At 34.6% G+C, this 19,512-nt stretch carries 17 protein-coding genes; 12 read left to right on the top strand and 5 right to left on the bottom strand.

Annotated elements, in window-relative coordinates; genetic code table 11:
• Positions 1–4,262: Ig-like domain repeat protein (locus Q4Q55_RS04830; RefSeq protein WP_303371692.1), on the top strand; the 4,262-nt coding region annotated here is incomplete at its 5' end.
• 347 nt (positions 4,263–4,609) lie between these two features.
• Positions 4,610–4,900: a hypothetical protein gene (locus Q4Q55_RS04825; protein ID WP_303371691.1), complete on the top strand. Its 291-nt coding sequence runs from the start codon at positions 4,610–4,612 to the stop codon at positions 4,898–4,900.
• Between the two features lie 104 nt (positions 4,901–5,004).
• Here Q4Q55_RS04825 and Q4Q55_RS04820 read toward each other — a convergent pair whose 3' ends face one another.
• Both Q4Q55_RS04820 and Q4Q55_RS04815 read right to left on the bottom strand, forming a co-directional pair.
• On the bottom strand, positions 5,005–5,220 hold the full coding sequence (locus Q4Q55_RS04820; protein ID WP_303371690.1) for a hypothetical protein: 216 nt from the start codon (positions 5,218–5,220) through the stop codon (positions 5,005–5,007).
• 65 nt (positions 5,221–5,285) lie between these two features.
• Entirely contained in the window at positions 5,286–5,879 is a 594-nt protein-coding gene (locus Q4Q55_RS04815) for a hypothetical protein (protein ID WP_303371689.1), read from the bottom strand.
• 230 nt (positions 5,880–6,109) lie between these two features.
• Here Q4Q55_RS04815 and Q4Q55_RS04810 point away from each other — a divergent pair, with 230 nt between their 5' ends.
• From Q4Q55_RS04810 to Q4Q55_RS04790, 5 genes are all read left to right on the top strand, one after another.
• Positions 6,110–6,808 (top strand): TIGR00297 family protein, encoded by a 699-nt coding sequence (locus Q4Q55_RS04810; protein WP_303371688.1) that lies wholly within the window; start codon positions 6,110–6,112, stop codon positions 6,806–6,808.
• A 92-nt stretch (positions 6,809–6,900) separates the two neighbouring features.
• Positions 6,901–8,139 (top strand): 2,3-bisphosphoglycerate-independent phosphoglycerate mutase, encoded by a 1,239-nt coding sequence (locus Q4Q55_RS04805; protein WP_303371687.1) that lies wholly within the window; start codon positions 6,901–6,903, stop codon positions 8,137–8,139.
• Positions 8,140–8,148: 9 nt separating this feature from the next.
• Positions 8,149–9,486: a phosphoglucosamine mutase gene (glmM, locus tag Q4Q55_RS04800; protein ID WP_303371686.1), complete on the top strand. Its 1,338-nt coding sequence runs from the start codon at positions 8,149–8,151 to the stop codon at positions 9,484–9,486.
• 9 nt (positions 9,487–9,495) lie between these two features.
• Positions 9,496–9,906: a pyridoxamine 5'-phosphate oxidase family protein gene (locus tag Q4Q55_RS04795; RefSeq protein ID WP_303371685.1), complete on the top strand. Its 411-nt coding sequence runs from the start codon at positions 9,496–9,498 to the stop codon at positions 9,904–9,906.
• Positions 9,907–10,331: 425 nt separating this feature from the next.
• A complete protein-coding gene (locus tag Q4Q55_RS04790) occupies positions 10,332–12,407 on the top strand; it encodes a hypothetical protein (RefSeq protein ID WP_303371684.1) in 2,076 nt (691 codons plus the stop codon).
• A 122-nt stretch (positions 12,408–12,529) separates the two neighbouring features.
• Here the strand turns inward: Q4Q55_RS04790 and Q4Q55_RS04785 are convergent, their stop codons facing one another.
• A complete protein-coding gene (locus tag Q4Q55_RS04785) occupies positions 12,530–12,697 on the bottom strand; it encodes a rubredoxin (protein ID WP_292894271.1) in 168 nt (55 codons plus the stop codon).
• A 164-nt stretch (positions 12,698–12,861) separates the two neighbouring features.
• Here Q4Q55_RS04785 and glmU point away from each other — a divergent pair, with 164 nt between their 5' ends.
• Genes glmU through Q4Q55_RS04760 form a run of 5 tightly spaced genes read left to right on the top strand, consistent with a single transcriptional unit; the run spans position 12,862 to position 17,603 of the window.
• Positions 12,862–14,142: a bifunctional sugar-1-phosphate nucleotidylyltransferase/acetyltransferase gene (gene glmU, locus Q4Q55_RS04780; protein ID WP_303371683.1), complete on the top strand. Its 1,281-nt coding sequence runs from the start codon at positions 12,862–12,864 to the stop codon at positions 14,140–14,142.
• 12 nt (positions 14,143–14,154) lie between these two features.
• Complete coding sequence (locus Q4Q55_RS04775) at positions 14,155–14,637, top strand: gamma carbonic anhydrase family protein (RefSeq protein WP_303371682.1); 483 nt, start codon at positions 14,155–14,157, stop codon at positions 14,635–14,637.
• A gap of 3 nt (positions 14,638–14,640) precedes the next feature.
• Entirely contained in the window at positions 14,641–15,741 is a 1,101-nt protein-coding gene (gene hisC / locus Q4Q55_RS04770) for a histidinol-phosphate transaminase (RefSeq protein ID WP_303371681.1), read from the top strand.
• Positions 15,741–16,448 carry an anaerobic ribonucleoside-triphosphate reductase activating protein gene (locus Q4Q55_RS04765; protein ID WP_303371680.1) on the top strand — a complete coding sequence of 236 codons (708 nt, stop codon included), beginning with the start codon at positions 15,741–15,743 and terminating at the stop codon, positions 16,446–16,448. Before hisC ends, Q4Q55_RS04765 begins: the two co-directional genes overlap by 1 nt.
• An 18-nt stretch (positions 16,449–16,466) precedes the next feature.
• Positions 16,467–17,603 carry a tetratricopeptide repeat protein gene (locus Q4Q55_RS04760; RefSeq protein ID WP_303371679.1) on the top strand — a complete coding sequence of 379 codons (1,137 nt, stop codon included), beginning with the start codon at positions 16,467–16,469 and terminating at the stop codon, positions 17,601–17,603.
• Positions 17,604–17,778: 175 nt separating this feature from the next.
• Here the strand turns inward: Q4Q55_RS04760 and glmM (Q4Q55_RS04755) are convergent, their stop codons facing one another.
• Positions 17,779–19,143 (bottom strand): phosphoglucosamine mutase, encoded by a 1,365-nt coding sequence (gene glmM, locus Q4Q55_RS04755; RefSeq protein ID WP_303371678.1) that lies wholly within the window; start codon positions 19,141–19,143, stop codon positions 17,779–17,781.
• Between the two features lie 66 nt (positions 19,144–19,209).
• Positions 19,210–19,512 (bottom strand): OB-fold nucleic acid binding domain-containing protein (locus tag Q4Q55_RS04750; RefSeq protein ID WP_303371677.1); only part of this gene is annotated, 303 nt, incomplete at its 5' end.

The raw sequence follows: 19,512 nt of genomic DNA, 5'->3' as shown, positions 1-19,512 counted from the left end.
GTGTTGTATCTGAAGGTGATGGAACTACTATTAGTGATTCTGAATTTACTGGTAATGAAGCTGAAACTGGTGCAGGTGCAGTTCTTAACGGTAACGATGCTACTGTTGAAAACGCAACATTCGCTGACAACACTGCTGAAACTGGTGCAGGAATTATTGCAAACGGTAATGGAACAAGCATTGCAAATTCCACATTTGCAAACAACACTGCTGAAACTGGTGCAGGTGCAGTTCTTAACGGTGGTGATGCTACTGTTGAAAATTCAACATTTACTGATAACACTGCTGAAACTGGTGCTGGTATTGTAACTACTGGTGATAATACTAATATTACTGGTTCTACATTTGCTAACAACACTGCTGTTACTGGTGCTGGTGTTGTATCTGAAGGTGACGGTACTACTATTAGTGATTCTGAATTTACTGGTAATGAAGCTGAAACTGGTGCAGGTGCAATCTTGAACGGTAATGATGCAACTGTTGAAAACGCAACATTTACTGACAATGAAGCTAAAGACGGTGCAGGTATTGTTTCAAATGGTAATGGTACTACTATTGTTGATACTACATTTGAAAACAACACTGCTGAAACTGGTGCAGGTGCAATCTTGAACGGTAATGATGCAACTGTTGAAAATTCAACATTCACTGGTAACGACGCTACAACAGGTGCAGGTGTAGTCTCAAACGGTGAAGGAACTACAATCGAAGATTCAACATTTGAAAACAACACTGCTGTTACTGGAGCAGGTGCTGTACTCAATGGAGAAGGTGCAACTGTATCCAACGCTACATTCACAGGAAACAACGCTACTGCAGGAAGTGCAATTGCATTAGGTGACAACGCTACTGACACTGAAATTAATGATGTGATAATGGCAAACAACACCGGATCTGAAACTACTAGAAACCCAACTATTGTATTGGATGTTCCTAGCTTAGTCAAAGTCGGTGACGATGCTGTAATCACAGTAACAGTAAACAATGCATACGGAGAAGTAGTATTCTATGTAGATGGTGTGGAAATTGAAACTAAACAATTAGGAACTGACCACACTGCAACATTCACAATCGAAACTCCATCCAAAGGTTCATATGAAATCAGAGTTGACTACCTTGGTGGTTCAACAGTACAACCTACAACTACTGCAGTATTAAGAGTTGAATTAGGTGAAGAATACGCTCCAGGATTCAAAGAAGAAGAACTTGTAGTAAAATACTCCAGCTTCCAAGACTTACAAAAATTAATCGACGAAGCTGTTGCAGCAGGAAACACTACAATCTATCTTGAATACGACTACGAATTTGATATAGGAAACGATACAGTTCCTGTAATCATTGTTCCTGACGGAATCACAATCGACGGTCAAGGACACTTTGTAAGCGGTGCTGACGCATCCACAATCTTAAACATTACTGGTGATAATGTAGTGCTCAGAAACATTACACTAACTAATGCTAAAGGTGAACAAGGCGGAGCAATCATCTGGTCAGGTAACAATGGTACTATCGAAAATGCAGTTCTTGCAAACAACACTGCAGAAACCGGTGGTGCAATCCTCTGGACTGGTGATAATGCAAACATCATAAATTCAACATTCACTGACAACACTGCTGAAACTGGTGCAGGTGTAGTAATTGAAGGTGACGGTGCAACAATCGAAGGTTCAACATTTGCAAACAACACTGCTACTACTGGTGCTGGTGTTGTAATCAATGGTGATGATGCTACTGTTGAAAATTCAACATTTACTGATAACATTGCTGAAACTGGTGCTGGTATTGTAACTACTGGTGATAATACTAATATTACTGGTTCTACATTTGAAAATAACACTGCTGTTACTGGTGCTGGTGTTGTATCTGAAGGTGATGGAACTACTATTAGTGATTCTGAATTTACTGGTAACTATGCTCAAACTGGTGCAGGTGCAGTTCTTAATGGTAATGATGCTACTGTTGAAAATGCTACATTTGTTGACAACGATGCTACTACTGGTGCGGGTGTTGTATCTAATGGTAATGGAACTGTTATTACAGATTCCACATTTGCTAATAACACTGCTGAAACTGGTGCAGGTGCTGTTTTAAATGGTAACGATGCTGTTGTTGAAAACTCCGAGTTTACTGGTAACGATGCTGATACTGGTGCTGGTGTCGTACTAAACGGTGACGACGCAACTGTTGAAAATTCCACATTTACTGATAACATTGCTGAAACTGGTGCTGGTATTGTAACTACTGGTGATAATACTAATATTACTGGTTCTACATTTGCTAATAACATTGCTGATGTTGGTGCTGGTGTTGTATCTGAAGGTGACTCAACCACAATCAGCGATTCTGAATTTACTGGTAACTATGCTCAAACTGGTGCAGGTGCAGTTCTTAATGGTAATGATGCTACTGTTGAAAATGCTACATTTGCTGATAATGAAGCTAAAGACGGTGCAGGTATCATATCCAACGGTAATGGTACTACTATTGCTGGTTCTACATTTGCTAATAACACTGCTGAAGTCGGTGCAGGTGCTGTTTTAAATGGTAACGATGCTGTTGTTGAAAATGCTACATTTGTTGACAACGATGCTACTACTGGTGCGGGTGTTGTATCTAATGGTAATGGAACTGTTATTACAGATTCCACATTTGCTAATAACACTGCTGAAACTGGTGCAGGTGCTGTTTTAAATGGTAACGATGCTGTTGTTGAAAACTCCGAGTTTACTGGTAACGATGCTGATACTGGTGCTGGTGTTGTAATCAACGGTGATGATGCTACTGTTGAAAATTCAACATTCACTGATAACACTGCTGAAGTCGGTGCAGGTATTGTAACAACTGGTGATAACACTAACATTGAAGGATCCACATTTGCTAATAACACTGCTGAGACTGGTGCTGGTGTTGTATCCGAAGGTTCAGGAACTACAATCGCAGATTCAGAATTTACAGGAAACAATGCTACTACTGGTGCAGGTGCTGTCTTAAACGGTGACAGTGCTACAGTTCAAAACGCTACATTCACTGACAACAATGCGGATTCCGGTGCAGGAATTGTTGCAAACGGTAATGGAACAAGCATTGCAAATTCCACATTTGCAAACAACACTGCTACAGACGGAACAACTGCTGTCGCTACTGAAGGTAACAATACTGTAAATGTAGATAATGCAACCAAACAAAACAGTGACTCAACTGTTGTTGTTAAAGTAACATCAATTGACGCATCTGTAGAAAACATTGCCTATGGCGATAAACTTGTCATCAAAGCAAATATCACAATCGATGGTGTTGCTGTTGATGGAGGAATCGTTTATGTTGAAATCAAAGGTAAAACCTACACTGCTAAAGTTGTAAACGGTACTGCTACAATTACTGTTTCCGGTGTAACTGGAGGCAGTTATGATGTAAACATTACCTACAACGGAACTGATGATTACAGTAAAGCATTTACTAGTGCTAAATTTACAGTTAACAAACTTAAAACTAAATTCACTGGCAATAAAGGAGCAAAAGTATTCTACTTACAAAAAATTACTTATAAAGTACGTTTAGTAGATGCAAAAGGCAAAGCAATTGCAGGTGTAAAAGTTAAATTCAAAGTTAACGGTAAAACATACACTAGAACAACCAATAAAAAGGGTTATGCATCCGTTGCTCTCAAATTGAAACCTGGAACTTACACTATTACTGCTACTTATGCGGGATCTGGTTCATATAAATCAGCTAAAGTGTCAAATAAACTAGCATTTAAACACATTGTGGTTGCTAAAAAGACTACTGCTGTTAAAAAATCTGCTAAAAAGACTAATATTAAAATAATTGTCAGAGGTCAAAAAGTTAAATTGGCTAAGAATGTCAGATTTGCCTACAAAGGCAAGGCTAAAGTAGTTGTCAAATTTGGTACTGCTATGAAAAACCAAAAAGTAGCTGTTAAATTTAAAGGTAAAACTTTCGCTGTTAAAGTTAACAAGAAAGGTAAAGGAACCCTTAAATTAACTAAAGCAGTTGCTAAAAAACTTAAAAAAGGTAAAAAATACACTGCTAGAGTTACCTATAAAGGATCCAAACTTTATAAGAAAGTGAAAGTTGCTGTAAAATTCAACGGTAAAAAGTATGTTTTAAAAACAAACAAAAATGGTTTCACTAAATTCAAAGTGACTAAGAAAATGGTTAAAAAGCTTAAGAAAGGTAAAACTTACAAATACACAATTACCTACAAGTCTGATGTACTTACAAGGTATGTGAAAATAAAATAAGTTTTTAATCAAGGGAAAATAACACGTTTCCCTTCCCTTTCTATTTTTTATTTTTTTTAATTCAAATCCGCTGTTTTTCAACTATTTTTATAATAAATCTCAGTTCACTATGCTGATTTAAGGAACTTTTCATGTTTTGATAGATGTTTTTTAGATGATTCAAATCATTATATTGTATAGTCAATTTAAAATTCATTAAAAAATTAATAATTTTTACCAGTACATGTATATTATAGGTTTCATCTTCTATTTTTTTTATTATGATGAGTATTTTAATCAAATTATCATTTAATATTTTGTCATGTTTCATTAATTTATTCAATATAATTAATCATTATTTTAAGAATATGGTATGGAAAGTTTCTGCTATTTTCGCCTTTGTTTTTTTTTGGCAAAACTATGGTTTTTTTTCATTTTCAGTTATGATACTATTTGTCAAAATATGCTGTGATTTGATGAGGTGTTCTTTTTTTGAGCAATTTGTGGATGTATCTTTTTCACTAAATGAAAATCTTCTAATTCTGCAATTTAATTATTTTACCATATTATTAGCAGTTAATATTGAAATTTATCTGATTGTGATTTTAATTGATATGGTTGAAGCTTTATATGTTGCATCACCTGCAAATTTAATTTGAAAATATAAATATTTTTAAAATTCTTATTTGTTTTGAAAAAAATTGAAAATTCTTAAATTTGGATGGTTGTGGATTGTTTGAAAGTTAACAAGGGCTTGTTGACTTTAAAGGGTTCGGATTTCTTCAACGCTTAATCCTGTTTTTTTGGATAATATTTCAATGTCCACTTCCTCTCTTAAAATTCTTATTAATTCCTCGGTCGCTTCTTTTTTTCCTTCTTTTATTCCATCTGTTTTGCCTTTTTCTTCAGCAGCATATAATGTTTTTGCATTTACCTCATTAATTGCTTGCAATATTACGCGTTGGGCTTGTGGTGTCATTTCTATCTCCTCTTTAATACTTTTTTGTTCTTCTTTGCATAGTAGATTTTCTATTTCAAGTTTTATCACTGCTTGAATGTATTCAAATTGGTTTCATCAAATAAATTTTTGTTTTTGAGAAGTTTGCTTATTTTTTTCAGCGTTTCAGCTTTGTTTTTCCATTCGGGAATAAGACAAAGTAACATTAATGTTATTTCTTCATCGGAAGTTAATTCTGATTTTAATTTTGATTTTATATTAATTTTTTGGATTGTTTTTTCAATGTCTTTTTCTTCCAAATAGAAATATTTTGGATGAAAACTTTTTGATTTTCCAATTCTTCTTGTTTTTTCTTCACTTTTTTTAAATGTAAAATTGAACAAGATTGTATCTGTCAGTTTTTGATATCTTACTTGAGCAGTGATGTTGTAGTTGAAAAACCTGTCTAAATCATCCGGGTTTGCTTTACGAAACTGAAACTCTATATGGCATAATGTATCATTTTCAAGCAAGCACAAAAAATCCAAATATAACTTTCTGCCGATTAACGTTGTTAATTCCACATTTAAAATCTTTTTGATTTCATGTTCGATTCCGATGTATCTTAAAAAGTCATTTTTATAAACTGTTGCAATGATTTTCAAGATTACATCGTAGATGTCATGTATTTCACGCTCCATCTTTACCACCAATTAATTTCTTCAGCTAGCTAAATCAGTATTTCAAACATGTTTGTGAGTATTAATTTAATTCAATGATTATATGCTTTTTCTTAAAAATAAAGTCAATTTAATGGATTTAAATCAATTTAACTAATTAAAATCAATTTTAATCTTCAGCAATAACTCAAAGCAGGTATGTTTTAAAAATCTTTTTATATAATTTTGTACAAAAATTAATTTTGATAATTATGGTTGAAGCAATAATGATTAATTGGGTATATGTAATCCTCTTATTCATTTTGGGTTTTATTACATATAAAAGGAAATCTCTTGATTTGTTCGGTTCGGCAGTTATGATTATAATGGGTATTGTAATCATTTTCTCGGCGGGAACCAATTGGTTATTGCTGATTATTCTATTTTTGGTCATGTCTCTTGTGGCTACGAAATTCTCAAGGAAATATAAGATGTCTCTTGGAGAATTTGAAGGAAGAAGAACCTCTAAAAATGTAATATCAAATGGGGTTGTCGCCTGTTTTATGGCTGCATTTGGAGGATATTATTTGCCTTTTGTCGGCGGTTTTATAGGGGCAATTGCAACTGCAACAGCAGACACTTTGGCTTCTGAAATCGGAGTGCTGGATCAGCATCCTCGTTTAGTTACTACTTTTCAAAAGGTGGATCCTGGTACAAACGGTGCAGTATCCGTTTTGGGAACTGTTTCTGGAATGGCTGGGGCGGCCGTTATAGGAATTGCAGCATATTTTCTGGGAATTGTGCCAAATCCCGTATCTTCAATATTGGTTTCAATTATCTCAGGAACTGTGGGATGCTTTATGGACAGTGTTCTGGGAGCTCTTTTTGAAAACAGGGATATGTTGACCAATGAACATGTTAATTTACTTGCTACAATTGTTGGGGCAATCGTAGGAATTCTATTAATTTAAGTTAAATTTATTTTAATAAACCTATTTTTAAACAAATTATTTTAACTATTAAAAATAAAATTTACATTAGTATAATTTATTAGGTGATATTTATGAAAGGTCTTATTTTGATTATGGATGGTATGGGTGACCGTCCTATTAAAGAGTTAGGAGGAAAAACTCCTCTTGAAGCCGCAAAAACTCCAAATATGGATAAAATGGCTGCTGAAGGAATTACTGGTATTATGGATTCAATAGCTCCTGGAATAATTCCTGGAAGTGACACTGCCCACCTGTCCATTTTGGGTTATAATCCATATGAAGTCTATACTGGAAGAGGTCCGTTTGAGGCGAATGGTGTTGGAGTGGATGTCCTGCCTGGCGATATTGCATTTAGATGCAATTTCTCAACTGCCGATGAAAATCTGATTGTAACTGACAGACGTGCTGGAAGAATCAAGGAAGGAACAAAAGAAATCGTTGATGTATTAAACACAATGGTTTTGGAAGATTATCCTGACGTTAAAATCATTTTTAAAGAATCCACTGGTCACAGGGCAGTTTTAGTCTTGAGAGGGGAAGGCCTTTCAGGCAAAGTAAGTGATGCCGACCCTAAGGTGGAAGGAAACAAACCAAAAGAAGTAAAAGCGTTAGATGACACACCCGAAGCAGCAAGGACTGCAGATATTCTAAATAAATTAGTAGCAAAAACCTATGAAATGGTTAAAGATCACCCAGTCAATTTAAAAAGAATGGAAGAAGGTGAACCTCCGGCAAATATTGTAATTCCTCGCGGAGCAGGTGAAGTGCCTGTTGTAGAATCACTAAATGAAAAATATGAAGTGAATTCAGCATGTATTGCAGAAACAGGTCTTATCATGGGAATCGGAAGGTTCGCAGGAATGGATATTATCGAAATGGAAGATGTAACCGGCGGAATAGACACCAACCTTGACAATATTCGAGATACAATAATTGACCAAGTCAAAAATTCAGAACACGACTTCTTCTTAATAAACATTGATGGAGCAGATGAAGCTGGCCACGACGGTCAAACCAAAGAGAAAACAGAATTCATAGAAAAGGTTGATGAAGTTGTAATGAGCGAATTGATGAAACTTGAAGATGTTTACATTTTCCTCACAGCAGACCATTCAACTCCAATTTCTGTAATGAATCACTCAGGAGATCCTGTACCTGTTTTAATCAGAGGTCCTGAAGTAAGGGTGGATGATGTTAGTGAATTCTCTGAATGTGCCTGTGCAAAAGGAGGACTTAACAGAATCAGAGGATCAGATGTGATGAATATCATGATGGATTTAATGAACTATGCTCACAAATTTGGTGCATAAGGTGAGAATATGGTGGCTAAAAAGCTTTTTGGAACATCCGGAATCAGAGGATTGATAGGCTCTGAAGTAACATGCGAACTTGCATTGAATGTTGGAAAATCTCTCGCTTATTATCTTGGCAATCAAGGAACAGTTGTATTGGGTTATGATACAAGAACTACCAATAAAATGCTTGATCAGGCTATATGTGCAGGATTACTTGAAAGCGGAGTTGATGTAGTTAAAATTGGTATGGTTCCAACACCCCTGGTTGGTTATGCTGCTGAAAAACTGGATGCCGATGCAGGAATCATGTTAACAGCCTCCCATAATCCTTCCCAATATAACGGAATAAAACTATGGAACAAAAATGGAATGGCTTACACTTCCGCTCAGGAAGCTAAAATCGAAGAAATCTATGCAAATAAAGATTATATCTCTGTAACATGGGACAAAGTAGGTAATTTAAGTGTCAATGAAGAAATCAAAGGCCAATATATTGATGATTTAGTGAATATGGTGGATATTAAAGAAGGTCTTAAGGTAGTTGTCGACTGCGCATCAGGTGCTGGAAGCGAAATATCACCTTTAGTATTCAGAAAAGCAGGATGCGAAGTAACAACACTCAACTCACAGCCTGACGGATTTTTCCCAGGAAGAAACCCCGAACCGAATGCTGAAAACCTCCAGACTTTAATGAAAACAGTTGTGGCTATTGGAGCGGATTTGGGAATAGCTCATGACGGAGATGCAGATAGAATGATTACAGTTGATGAAGAGGGTAACATTTCACCATTCGACTCACTTTTAGCATTAATATCAAAAGAATTTGATGGAGATATCGTAACCACTGTCGATGCAGGTTTATGTATGGACGAATCTGTGAAAGGAGAAGTTTTAAGAACTAAAGTTGGTGACGTGAATGTGGCTGAAGTAATCATTGAAAAAAATGCCTCATTTGGAGGAGAACCTTCCGGAACTTGGTTGCATCCTGATTTCTGCATGTGTCCTGATGGAATTTTATCCGGTTTAAGAATGGCTGAAATTGTTTCAAGAGACGGTAAACTTTCAGAATTATTAAAAGAGATTCCGTCATATCCTAATATTCGTGAGAAAATAACTTGCTCCAAGGAAGCTAAAATCAAAGTTATGGAAAATATGGAAGAATTATTAACTGATGCTTTTGATGATATTCGTGATGTTAATTCAATAGATGGCGTAAGATTGACTTTTGAAGATGACAGCTGGGTGCTTGTAAGACCGTCCGGAACTGAGGATTATGTTAGAATTACATTGGAATCAAGAGACCAAAAAAGAGCGGAATCCATAAAGGAAACTTGTGTAAAAATCATTACTGAAAACTTATGAGGTGATACAATGGTAGAAGGACCACAAAAAATCGATGAATTTATAAGCGAAGCGGAAGTGTTTTACCTGGCAACAGTCGATGGTGACAAACCGAAAAACAGACCTTTAGGTTTTCATCTTTTAAAAGATGATAAAATCTATTTCGGTGTTGGAAATCAAAAGGATGTCTACAAGCAATTGTCTGTAAATCCTAATGTCGAAGTGGTTGCTGTAGTCGGAACAGACTTTTTAAGGTACTACGGAAAGGCAGTATTTGAAGAAACCTATGAATTTGCCGACAGCATTGTTGCAGGCAATGAGTTTTTACAAGGAATTTATAATGATGAAACCGGTTTCAAGTTAGCTATTTTCCACCTGGAAGAAGCCACTGCAGAGATTAGAAACATAACTGGAGAAATTATGGAATCTTATAATTTTTAATTTGATTCCTTTTTTTTACTTTTTTTTAAGAATCTGATTTGTTTTAAAACACTAAAATGGGATTTTCAACTCTTTACTTATTTTGATTGTGCAGCAGGACATTGTGGAAGTTTGCTTTTGTCAGGTTGTGTGGTTTTAAATTATTTTCGAACAAAAAAGATTTTCTAATAATGCATGTGGAATGCTTTAAAAACCTGATTTTTTTTTGGTATTATATGGTAATTGTAAAAATATACTTTCCCTAAAAACTTAAAAACTAAGAATTTACACTTATTTTGCTGTTGGATAAAATAATTGGGATATTAAAATTAGTTAAATGCACAGATTTTAATTAAAAATGACAATATTTATTTAATAAACATTATAATAAATATTAATTGATTGCGATATTAATATTTTTTTATTACGATATTGGGGGAAATCATATGATTAAGAATAATATTAAACGATTAGGGCTATTATTAATCATTTTATCAGTAATTTGCACAATATCCTGTGTTAGTGCAGTGGACTATGATTCAAACAGCAGTGAAATTATTAGTGATTCTGCACCCGTGGAACTGTCTGAAATCCATGTATCGGCGGATGCAAGTGATGAAATGGGGGATGGAAGCTCACAAAATCCGTTTAAAAGTTTAGGATATGCAATTAATAATAGTAAAAATGACTCAACAATTTATTTAAATGATGGAGTCTATGGCGGAGATAACAATAGAAACATTAAAATCGATAAATCCATTACAATTATTGGAAAATCCAAAGAAAACACAATAGTCAATGCGGAGTCTTGTGGAAGGCTGTTTAATGTAACTCCAACCAACAGACTGACTTTAATTAATATTACATTACTAAACGGCAATCCAAATGGGGATGGGGGACTGATTTACTGTGACTGTGGAGAAATAAATATTAAAAACTGTATTATGATGAATTCCACTGGATTTAAAAATGGTGGAGTTATATACAATAATCTTGGAACTTTAAATATTGAAGATTCAAGTTTTATAAACAACACTGCATTCCAGTACGGTGGAGTTATGTATACCTTGGGAACAACATTCATTAAAAACTCCAAGTTTACAGGAAATGTTGTAACTTCACAGAGTGCAGTTTCAGCATGTATTGCAGCTGGAGGAAGAATAGACCTTGAAGGATGTTTATTTTATGAATGCTATTCTTCGTATTCTGCAGGGGCATTATTAAACATTGGAAATGCAACAATAAACAATTGCAGATTCGAAAGGTTATCCACAAACTATACAGCAGGAGCCATAAGTAATCATAAGTATATGGTAATCAACAACAGTTATTTCGGATATAATGAAGTCAGATATTATGCGGCTGCAATTCTTGCACCTCCAAGCGGGCAGCATGTTATAACAGAGGTTTACAATACTATTTTCGAAGAAAATCATGCGGGATTTCATGGAGCAGTATCCAATAATTTCAAAGACACTGAGCTTTATATGCAAAACTGTGCAATTGTAAATAATTATATAAAATTAGGTAAATTGTATGGCGATATTTCTTTGGATGATAATGCAACAGTACAATACTGCTGGTGGGGTCAGAATGAAATAAACCCTTATTATTATTCCCCTCACAGCGGCGAAATAGCTCCTGAAAAAATAAATGCTTCTAGATGGTTGATCATGACATTCACTTCGGATAATGGGGTAATCTATCAAAATGAAGTAAATCAATTAACTGTTAGCCTAAGGTATTACTTCGACAATGAAACAAAAGAAATCTATGAATATGATGGTGATTTTAACCTTCCACTTGAGGTAACTTTTTTCACAAATGGTGTGACTTTAGCTAAAAAGAAATTGGTTAACGGTGTTGCAACTTTTAATTATAATCCTCAAAATGGAAATGATGCAGTTTATGCAAGAATAGATAATCAATTATTAAAAATTGATAATTTTAAATTGAGAGAAACCTCAAAAATTGTTGTTAATAATCTTGAAAAATATTACGGAAGCAGCAGCAAATTAGTTATCAAACTAGTTGATGAAAACAATGATCCTATTTCAAACGAGCAATTAAATATTAGTTTGAGCGGAAAGGTATATGCTGTTAAAACAGATAAAAACGGTCAAGCTAGCTTGTCTACCAGTAGTTTAGCTCCAAATAGTTATGTTGCTAAAATCACATTTGCAGGAAACACTAATTACATAAAATCATCAGCAGAAGTCAAAGTCAAAGTTAAAAAGGCAATTCCAAAACTCTCTGCAGTCAAAAAGACTTTCAAAAAATCAACTAAAACCAAATCCTATGCTGTTGTCTTGAAAACCAATATGAACAAGGCATTGAATAATGTTTTGGTTACATTGAAAGTCAACAAAAAAACTTATAAGGTCAAAACAAATAAGAATGGTAAAGCAACTTTCAAGATAACTAATCTGAAAAAGAGAGGATCTTTCACGGCTGTAGTTAAATATAGCGGTAACAAATACTATGCTTCAAAAACAGTCAAAACAAAAATAATCGTGAAGTAGTGCTTTGCATTCACTTCATTTTTTTTCTTTTTTTCCAATTCCTGCGACACCAAAAAGTATTTGTTTTAAATATTTGAAAAAAAGAGTTTTAATTTAAAATAAAAAAATATGAAGAAGAAAATTTATTCTTCTTCTGCAATAAATGCGTCTATTCCAAGAGCAGCACATTCTGGGCAAACCCAATCATCAGGCATGTCTGCAGGAGTTGCTCCAGCAGGAATGTTGTATGCAGGGTCACCTTTTTCTGAGTCAAATCTGTATTCACAGTGTAAACAAACATAGATTGTCATTTTATTAATCTCCTTTTAATTTTCACTATTAAGTAAATAGCTAATATGATTTTTACTATATTCTATCTTATATTTAAAATTGGTTATTTGATTAGGAAAGTTAATTAATAAGTAATGAGTTAAACATATATCATTATAAGAAAATTTTTATTAGGGGATATAAAATGAAAGCAATAATTTTAAGTGCTGGTGAAGGGTCAAGAATGAGGCCATTAACACTTACAAAGCCTAAGACCATGTTACCAGTTGCTGGAAAACCAATTATCCAATATAACATTGAATCATTGAGAAACAATGGAATTACAGATATTTTGCTGATTGTAAGATATAAAGAGGAAATGGTTCGCGATTACTTTGGCGACGGAAGTGATTTCGGAGTTAACATAACTTACAAAACTCAAAAAGATTTCTTAGGAACTGCAAATGCAATTTCTTATGGGGAAGACTTCATTGAAGACAGTTTGATTGTCTTGAATGGAGATATCATTTTGGATGACGAAATTATCAATGAAATTATTAAAAAGTATAATTACATGAATCCGGATACCTTGATGGTCTTAACTGAAGTGGAAGACCCTTCAGCTTTTGGTGTTGTTGAAATAGATGAGGGTAATGTTAAAAATATTGTGGAAAAACCTAAAAAAGAAGAAGCTCCAAGCAATTTGGTAAATACTGGAATTTATATTTTCAATAAAGATATTTTTGATAAAATCAGAAAAACCGAAATCTCTGAAAGGGGAGAATATGAAATCACAGACTCTTTATCAATGCAGATTGCTGAAGGTAAAAAAGTAATTGGCCATAAAACCAACAAAGATTGGATAGATGTGGGTCGTCCATGGGAACTTATTGAAGTTAATGAAGAATTAATCAGCCAGCTCAAAACAGAGATTAAAGGTACAATAGAAGAGGGAGCTCATATCCACGGTGAAATATTTTTGGATGAAGGCAGCATTATCCGTGCAGGAGTATATATTGAAGGAAATGTTTACATCGGTAAAAACTGTGATATAGGTCCTAATTCTTATATTAGGGGTAACTCTTACTTTGGTGACCATGTTCATGTGGGAAATGCTGTTGAAATCAAAAATTCTATTATTATGGAGAATACTAATGTTAGCCACCTGAGTTATGTCGGGGATTCTGTAATCGGATCCAACTGCAATATAGCAGCAGGAACCAATATTGCTAACTTGCGTTTCGATAATCGGTCTGTTAAAACCAAGATTAAAAATCAGATGATTGACAGTGGAAGACGCAAGCTGGGCTCTATTATTGGAGACTCTGTAAAAACAGGAATTAACTCTAGTTTCTCACCTGGTGTAAAAGTGGGTCATAATTCCACTATTGGTTCAGGGGTTTTGTTATATGATGATGTACCCTCCGATACACGAGTATTGGTAAAACAGAATCATATTATACAAGATAAAAATAAGAAAAAATAACTTGGCGATATTATGGATAATAAAAAAGACTCTATTGTAATATGCCCTGGTGCACAAGTATTTGGTGATGTTGAATTGGGAGAAAATGTATCTGTATGGCACGGTGCTGTAATTAGGGGAGATACTGACTCAATCATTATAGGTGATAATTCAAACGTTCAGGATAATTGTGTTGTTCATTGTACCCGTGGTTTCCCCGTAGAAATTGGAAAGAACGTGTCCGTAGGTCATGGTGCAGTTGTTCACGGATGTAAATTGGATGATAATGTTTTGATTGGTATGAATGCCACTGTTTTAAATGGTGCTCACATTGGTAAAAATTCAATCGTTGGTGCCGGCGCTGTTGTAAGTGAGGGAAAAGAATTTCCTGATGGCAGTTTGATATTGGGCGTTCCGGCTAAAGCAGTTAGGGAAGTTAGCGAAGAACAAATTAATCTTATTCAAAATAATGCTGACAATTATGTAAAACTTTCTAAACAATATAAGGAAGATTAAACTATGAAACCAAGACAAATTGTAGATGAAATGGATTCTTATGTTCCTGGAAGATCTCAAGATGAAATAGCTCAGGAATTCAACTTAAATAAAGATGAAATTATTAAATTAGGGTCTAACGAAAACCCATGGGGTCCTTCTCCAAAAGCTATGGAAGCTATTAAGGAGGAAATCAAATCAATTAATAGATATCCTGAATCTCAGCTGAAAGAACTTGTTGCAGAAATTGCTAATTATAGTGAAGTTGAAGACAATCAAGTAATTATCGGAGGGGATGGTGCTGATGAAATCATAGATGTATTGGCAAAAACATTCATTGACAATGGCGATGAGTTCATTGTTCCTCTTCCTTCTTATATGTATTATGAATATCTGCTTCAGCAATACGGCGCTCAACCGGTCTATGCAAGATGGGATCTTGATAAAAACGAATTGGATGTTGATTCAATTTTCGAAGCGATTAACGACAGGACTAAAATGATATTTTTATGCAGTCCTAACAATCCTACTGGAACTCTGATTAAAAAGGAAGTCTTAGCAGAAATTGCCGCTAAAAATCCTAATATTTTAATTGTTGTGGATGAAGCGTACTTCGAATATTCGGAAGTTACAAACAAAGATTTAATCGATGAATATGACAATATCTTCATAATCCGTACAATGTCTAAAGTGTTGGGCCTTGCCGGGATGAGAATAGGTTACGGATTGGCATGTGCTGAAATAATAGAGTATATGCATAGAATAAAACCGGTATTTTCACTTACAAGATTATCTTTTGTTGCGGCTCTCAATACATTCAGAGATAAGCAATACATTTCCCAATCCATTGAAAAGGGAATTCAGTCAAGACAATACCTATATGATGAACTGTCAAAAATAGACTCTCTTAATGTATTTCCGTCCAAATCTAATTTCATGTTAATTGGTGTAAAAGATACAGGTTTTACAGCATCTGAATTGGCTTTAGAGCTTATGAAACGTGGGATAATTGTAAGGGATTGTACTTCCTTCAAGGGATTGGATGAATACTGGATAAGAATAAGCATCTGCACTCTTGAAGAAGATAAAAAATTCATTGAAATTATAAAAGAGGTCTTAAACTAATGTATATTGGTGGAACTGTTATTTCTTCCGTGGAATTTCATGGAAACATGTCATTAGTTATTTTCATGTCAAAATGCCCATTGGCTTGCAGATATTGTCATAATGTGGAACTGCTTGAAGATAAAACTGAATGGTCATTTGATAAGGTCAAATCAGAAATTGAATCATCCGCAGACTTTCTGGATGCTATTGTAATTTCCGGTGGCGAGCCTCTGGTTCAAATTGATGCAGTTATGGATATATTGAAATATGTTCGTGAAATTGGTCTTAAAACTAAACTTGACACTAGTGGAATTTATCCTGATAAAATACAAAAGCTTCTGGACTTTAAACTCTTAGATTATGTTTCTCTTGACATTAAAACTACTTTTTCTAAATATAGGAAAATTACAGGTGCAAATGTGGGATTCAATGTTAAAAAGTCCATGGAACTAATTAATGATAATCCTGATGTTCATCTGGAACTAAGGACAACTTATGTTCCGACATTACACACCAAAAAGGATATTCATAATCTTGTAGATGAAATTGAAGGTGATGTTTACACAATCCAGCAGTTCCGGAACAAAAACGTGCTTGATCCTGCTTTGGAAAAAGTAGAAGTACCAAATCCTCATGACTTAAGAAAATTGGCTGAGGAAATCAAACCTTATTTCGATGGCCAGGTTAAGGTAAAAAGTGCTGAATTTGGAGAGCAAATAATTTAAACTAAACGAGGTGTCAAAATGCCAATCTTATCATTCTCAAGTAACGATATTGATGTTATTACTGGTAAAAAGACCAGAACCATTCGTAAGACATGGAAGACTCCTCTTAAAAAAGGCGACAGATTATACTGCTATTGGAATTTGGTGTCCAAGGAAAAAATGAAGATTTTCGAAGCTATTGTTACTGATGTTGAAGATATTCAATTCAGTGAAATAAATGGCAATGAGGAACTGGCCATACAGGAAGGGTTCAAAGATGCTAAGGACATGTTAAGAGAATTCAAGAAGATGTATGGTGGAAGAATCGAGGGCACTGATAAATTCCAAATTATCTATTTTGAAAAACTGGACATCGATGATTGGAAAGGTGACAAGATAGATGAGAAGGCAATGATTATGAAAAGGGCCGATATTCTTTTTGACAGTGGTAAATTCGACAAGTCAACAATGTGTTATGATGCTGCTTTAAAACTTGATCCGAATGATGTTTATCTGCTTAATAAGCAAGGAGATAATTTATCAAGATTGGGAAGATTCATTGATGCAATAGACTGTTATGACAGGGCATTGGAAATAGAACCGGACAATGAATATATCCTAAACAATAAGGCTATTGCTCTTTTGAATTCAGGCAACATTAATGAGGCTTATAAGGCAAGTACTATTGCTTACAATTATCGTCCTAGTAGTCCTATTGTTCTTTATTGGCGAGGATTTATTTTAGAAATGCTGGGCAGATATGATCAGGCATTGAGAGTTTATGACAAGCTCATAGTCATTGACGGTGAAAATCCTGAAGTTTGGAATTCAAGAGGCAACCTATTAACCGATATGGGTCGGCTTGAAGAGGCTATCGAATCTTTCAACAAGGCTGTTGAGGTATGTCTGGATGACTCGGAAATGGATGCTTCAGCCATTAACAGGATGGGCAATGCATTTATCGATTTAGGAAAATTTGATGAAGCTCTTGAATGTTTTAATAAGGCAATAGATTTGGAAAAACACAACATTGACTTTTTGTTGAATAAAGGTGTTGTTTTAATGGAATTGGGTAAATTTGAAGAGGCAGTGGACAGTTTCAATAAGGTATTACTTAGGAATCCTGATAATGAAGATGCATTTTTCTTAAAAGAGGAATGTTTAGAAAACTTTTAGCTATTTTTGTTTGGAAATGTAGATTTCCAATATTCGATTTATTAATTTCAATATTTGCTCGTGTTATTTTAAAATTTTGTTCCATTAAAAATTAGTTTATAGTCAATACATATATTTTAATTAAAAGAAAATTCAATATAATAAAAATAAAAAATGGGTGATGGGTGGAGGTAAACTATTTTTTATATTTCTTTATTAAGTTTATTCCCCATTCTGTCATTTCATCCGCTTTCTGTTGTGAGTCAGACTCAGCAAAGCATCTGAATATAGGCTCGGTTCCAGATGGTCTTATGATCACCCAACCATCTTCTTTTAGGATTTTAACACCGTCTGTTAAGTCTAAATCAAAATCAGTGGTAGTTTTGATTTCTTCTGCAATACTGTCCATGACAAATTCCTTCTGGTCGTCAGGACATTCGATTTTCATTTTTTTAGCATAATAAACAGGAAGTTCGCTTACAAGTTCTGATAGGGTTTTTTTCTCTTTTGCAATAATTTCTAAGATTTTCGCTACTGTCATTACTGCATCTCTTCCGTAAACGAAATCAGGGAAAATTAAACCACCATTTTCTTCTCCACCAAATAATCCGTCTTCTTCTTTTAGTTTACGAGCTACAAGTAAATCTCCAACAGCAGTAGCTATTACTTTTCCATTATATTCCTCAGCAATATCATAAATTGCCTGGGAGGTTGCAACGGTGGTGACGATAGTTCCGCCATCATTTTCCTTTAGCATCTGCTTTTCAACAAGGGTGAAAGTCTTGTCTCCTAAAACGAAATTTCCTTTTTCATCAATGCAGATGGTTCTGTCTGCATCTCCGTCGTGCGCAAGACCAATATCTGCATTAAGTTCTTTAACAACACTTATCAATTCTTGCAAGTTTTCTTCAATTGGTTCAGGGTCACGGCCAGGGAAAAATCCGTCTGCTTGGCAATTTAGGGTTGTCACGTCACAACCAAGTTTTCTAATTAGGTATGGTGCGGTGTATGATCCTGCTCCTGATCCGCAGTCTACAACAACCTTTAGGTTAGCTTCTTTAATTGCATCCACATCCACTTTGGATATTGCCTCTTCGATATATTCGTCAATAATTTTGTCATTATGGTAAAGCTGTCCGATTTCAGACCAATGGGCTCTTTTAGGCTCTTCATCAAAGTATAATTTTTCAATAGCAAGGTCCATTTCATCAGGGATTCCTATACCGTATTCATCTAAAAATTTAAGCCCGTTATATTTTGGAGGATTGTGTGAAGCAGTAATCATCACGCCTCCGTCATAGTATTTACGAACAGCATATTGAACACCTGGTGTAGGTAATATTCCCAAATCTACAACATCGCATCCTGATGATAAAAGTCCGGCTTTTACAGCTTCTATTAACATTCGGCTGGATGTTCTTGTGTCTCCACCAACAGCAACGGTACCTTGAATCTGAGTTCCATAACAAGCGGCAAGTCTTGATGCGAACTCAGGAGTCAAAACATCATTTGCTGTTCTTCTAACTCCAAAAGTTCCAAATAATCGTTTTTTATCAGACATTGTATTAAATTCCTATAAAGTTTATTTTATATTAACTTTGGATTTCAATTAATAAATAACTATTTGTTATTTTGCCATTTTTAGACTGTCTCCGGAAGATAATATTAATTCTAATTGGGAGTTGTATTCGGTAATTTTTCCAACAACCTCAACTTTCTTATCTTTAAAATCACTGATGTCAAAATTTCTTGACTGGATTTCACTGGCTTGGCTCTCAAAAATTATCAGTGGCATCTGACCGGTACCGTCATTGATAGTTAAAAAATAACTGCTTTGGGAACTTGATTGCGAAATGTCCTGAATGACGCATTCTATTTTCACTTCTTCATCTATCATGCCTCGATTTATGTCTTTAATTTCAATTTCTTT

Origin of the sequence: Methanobrevibacter sp. (genome assembly GCF_030539555.1) — an archaeon.
Lineage (GTDB): Archaea > Methanobacteriota > Methanobacteria > Methanobacteriales > Methanobacteriaceae > Methanocatella.
The sequence above is the reverse complement of the archived record's forward strand: the minus strand, read 5'-3'. Positions and strand labels throughout refer to the sequence as shown.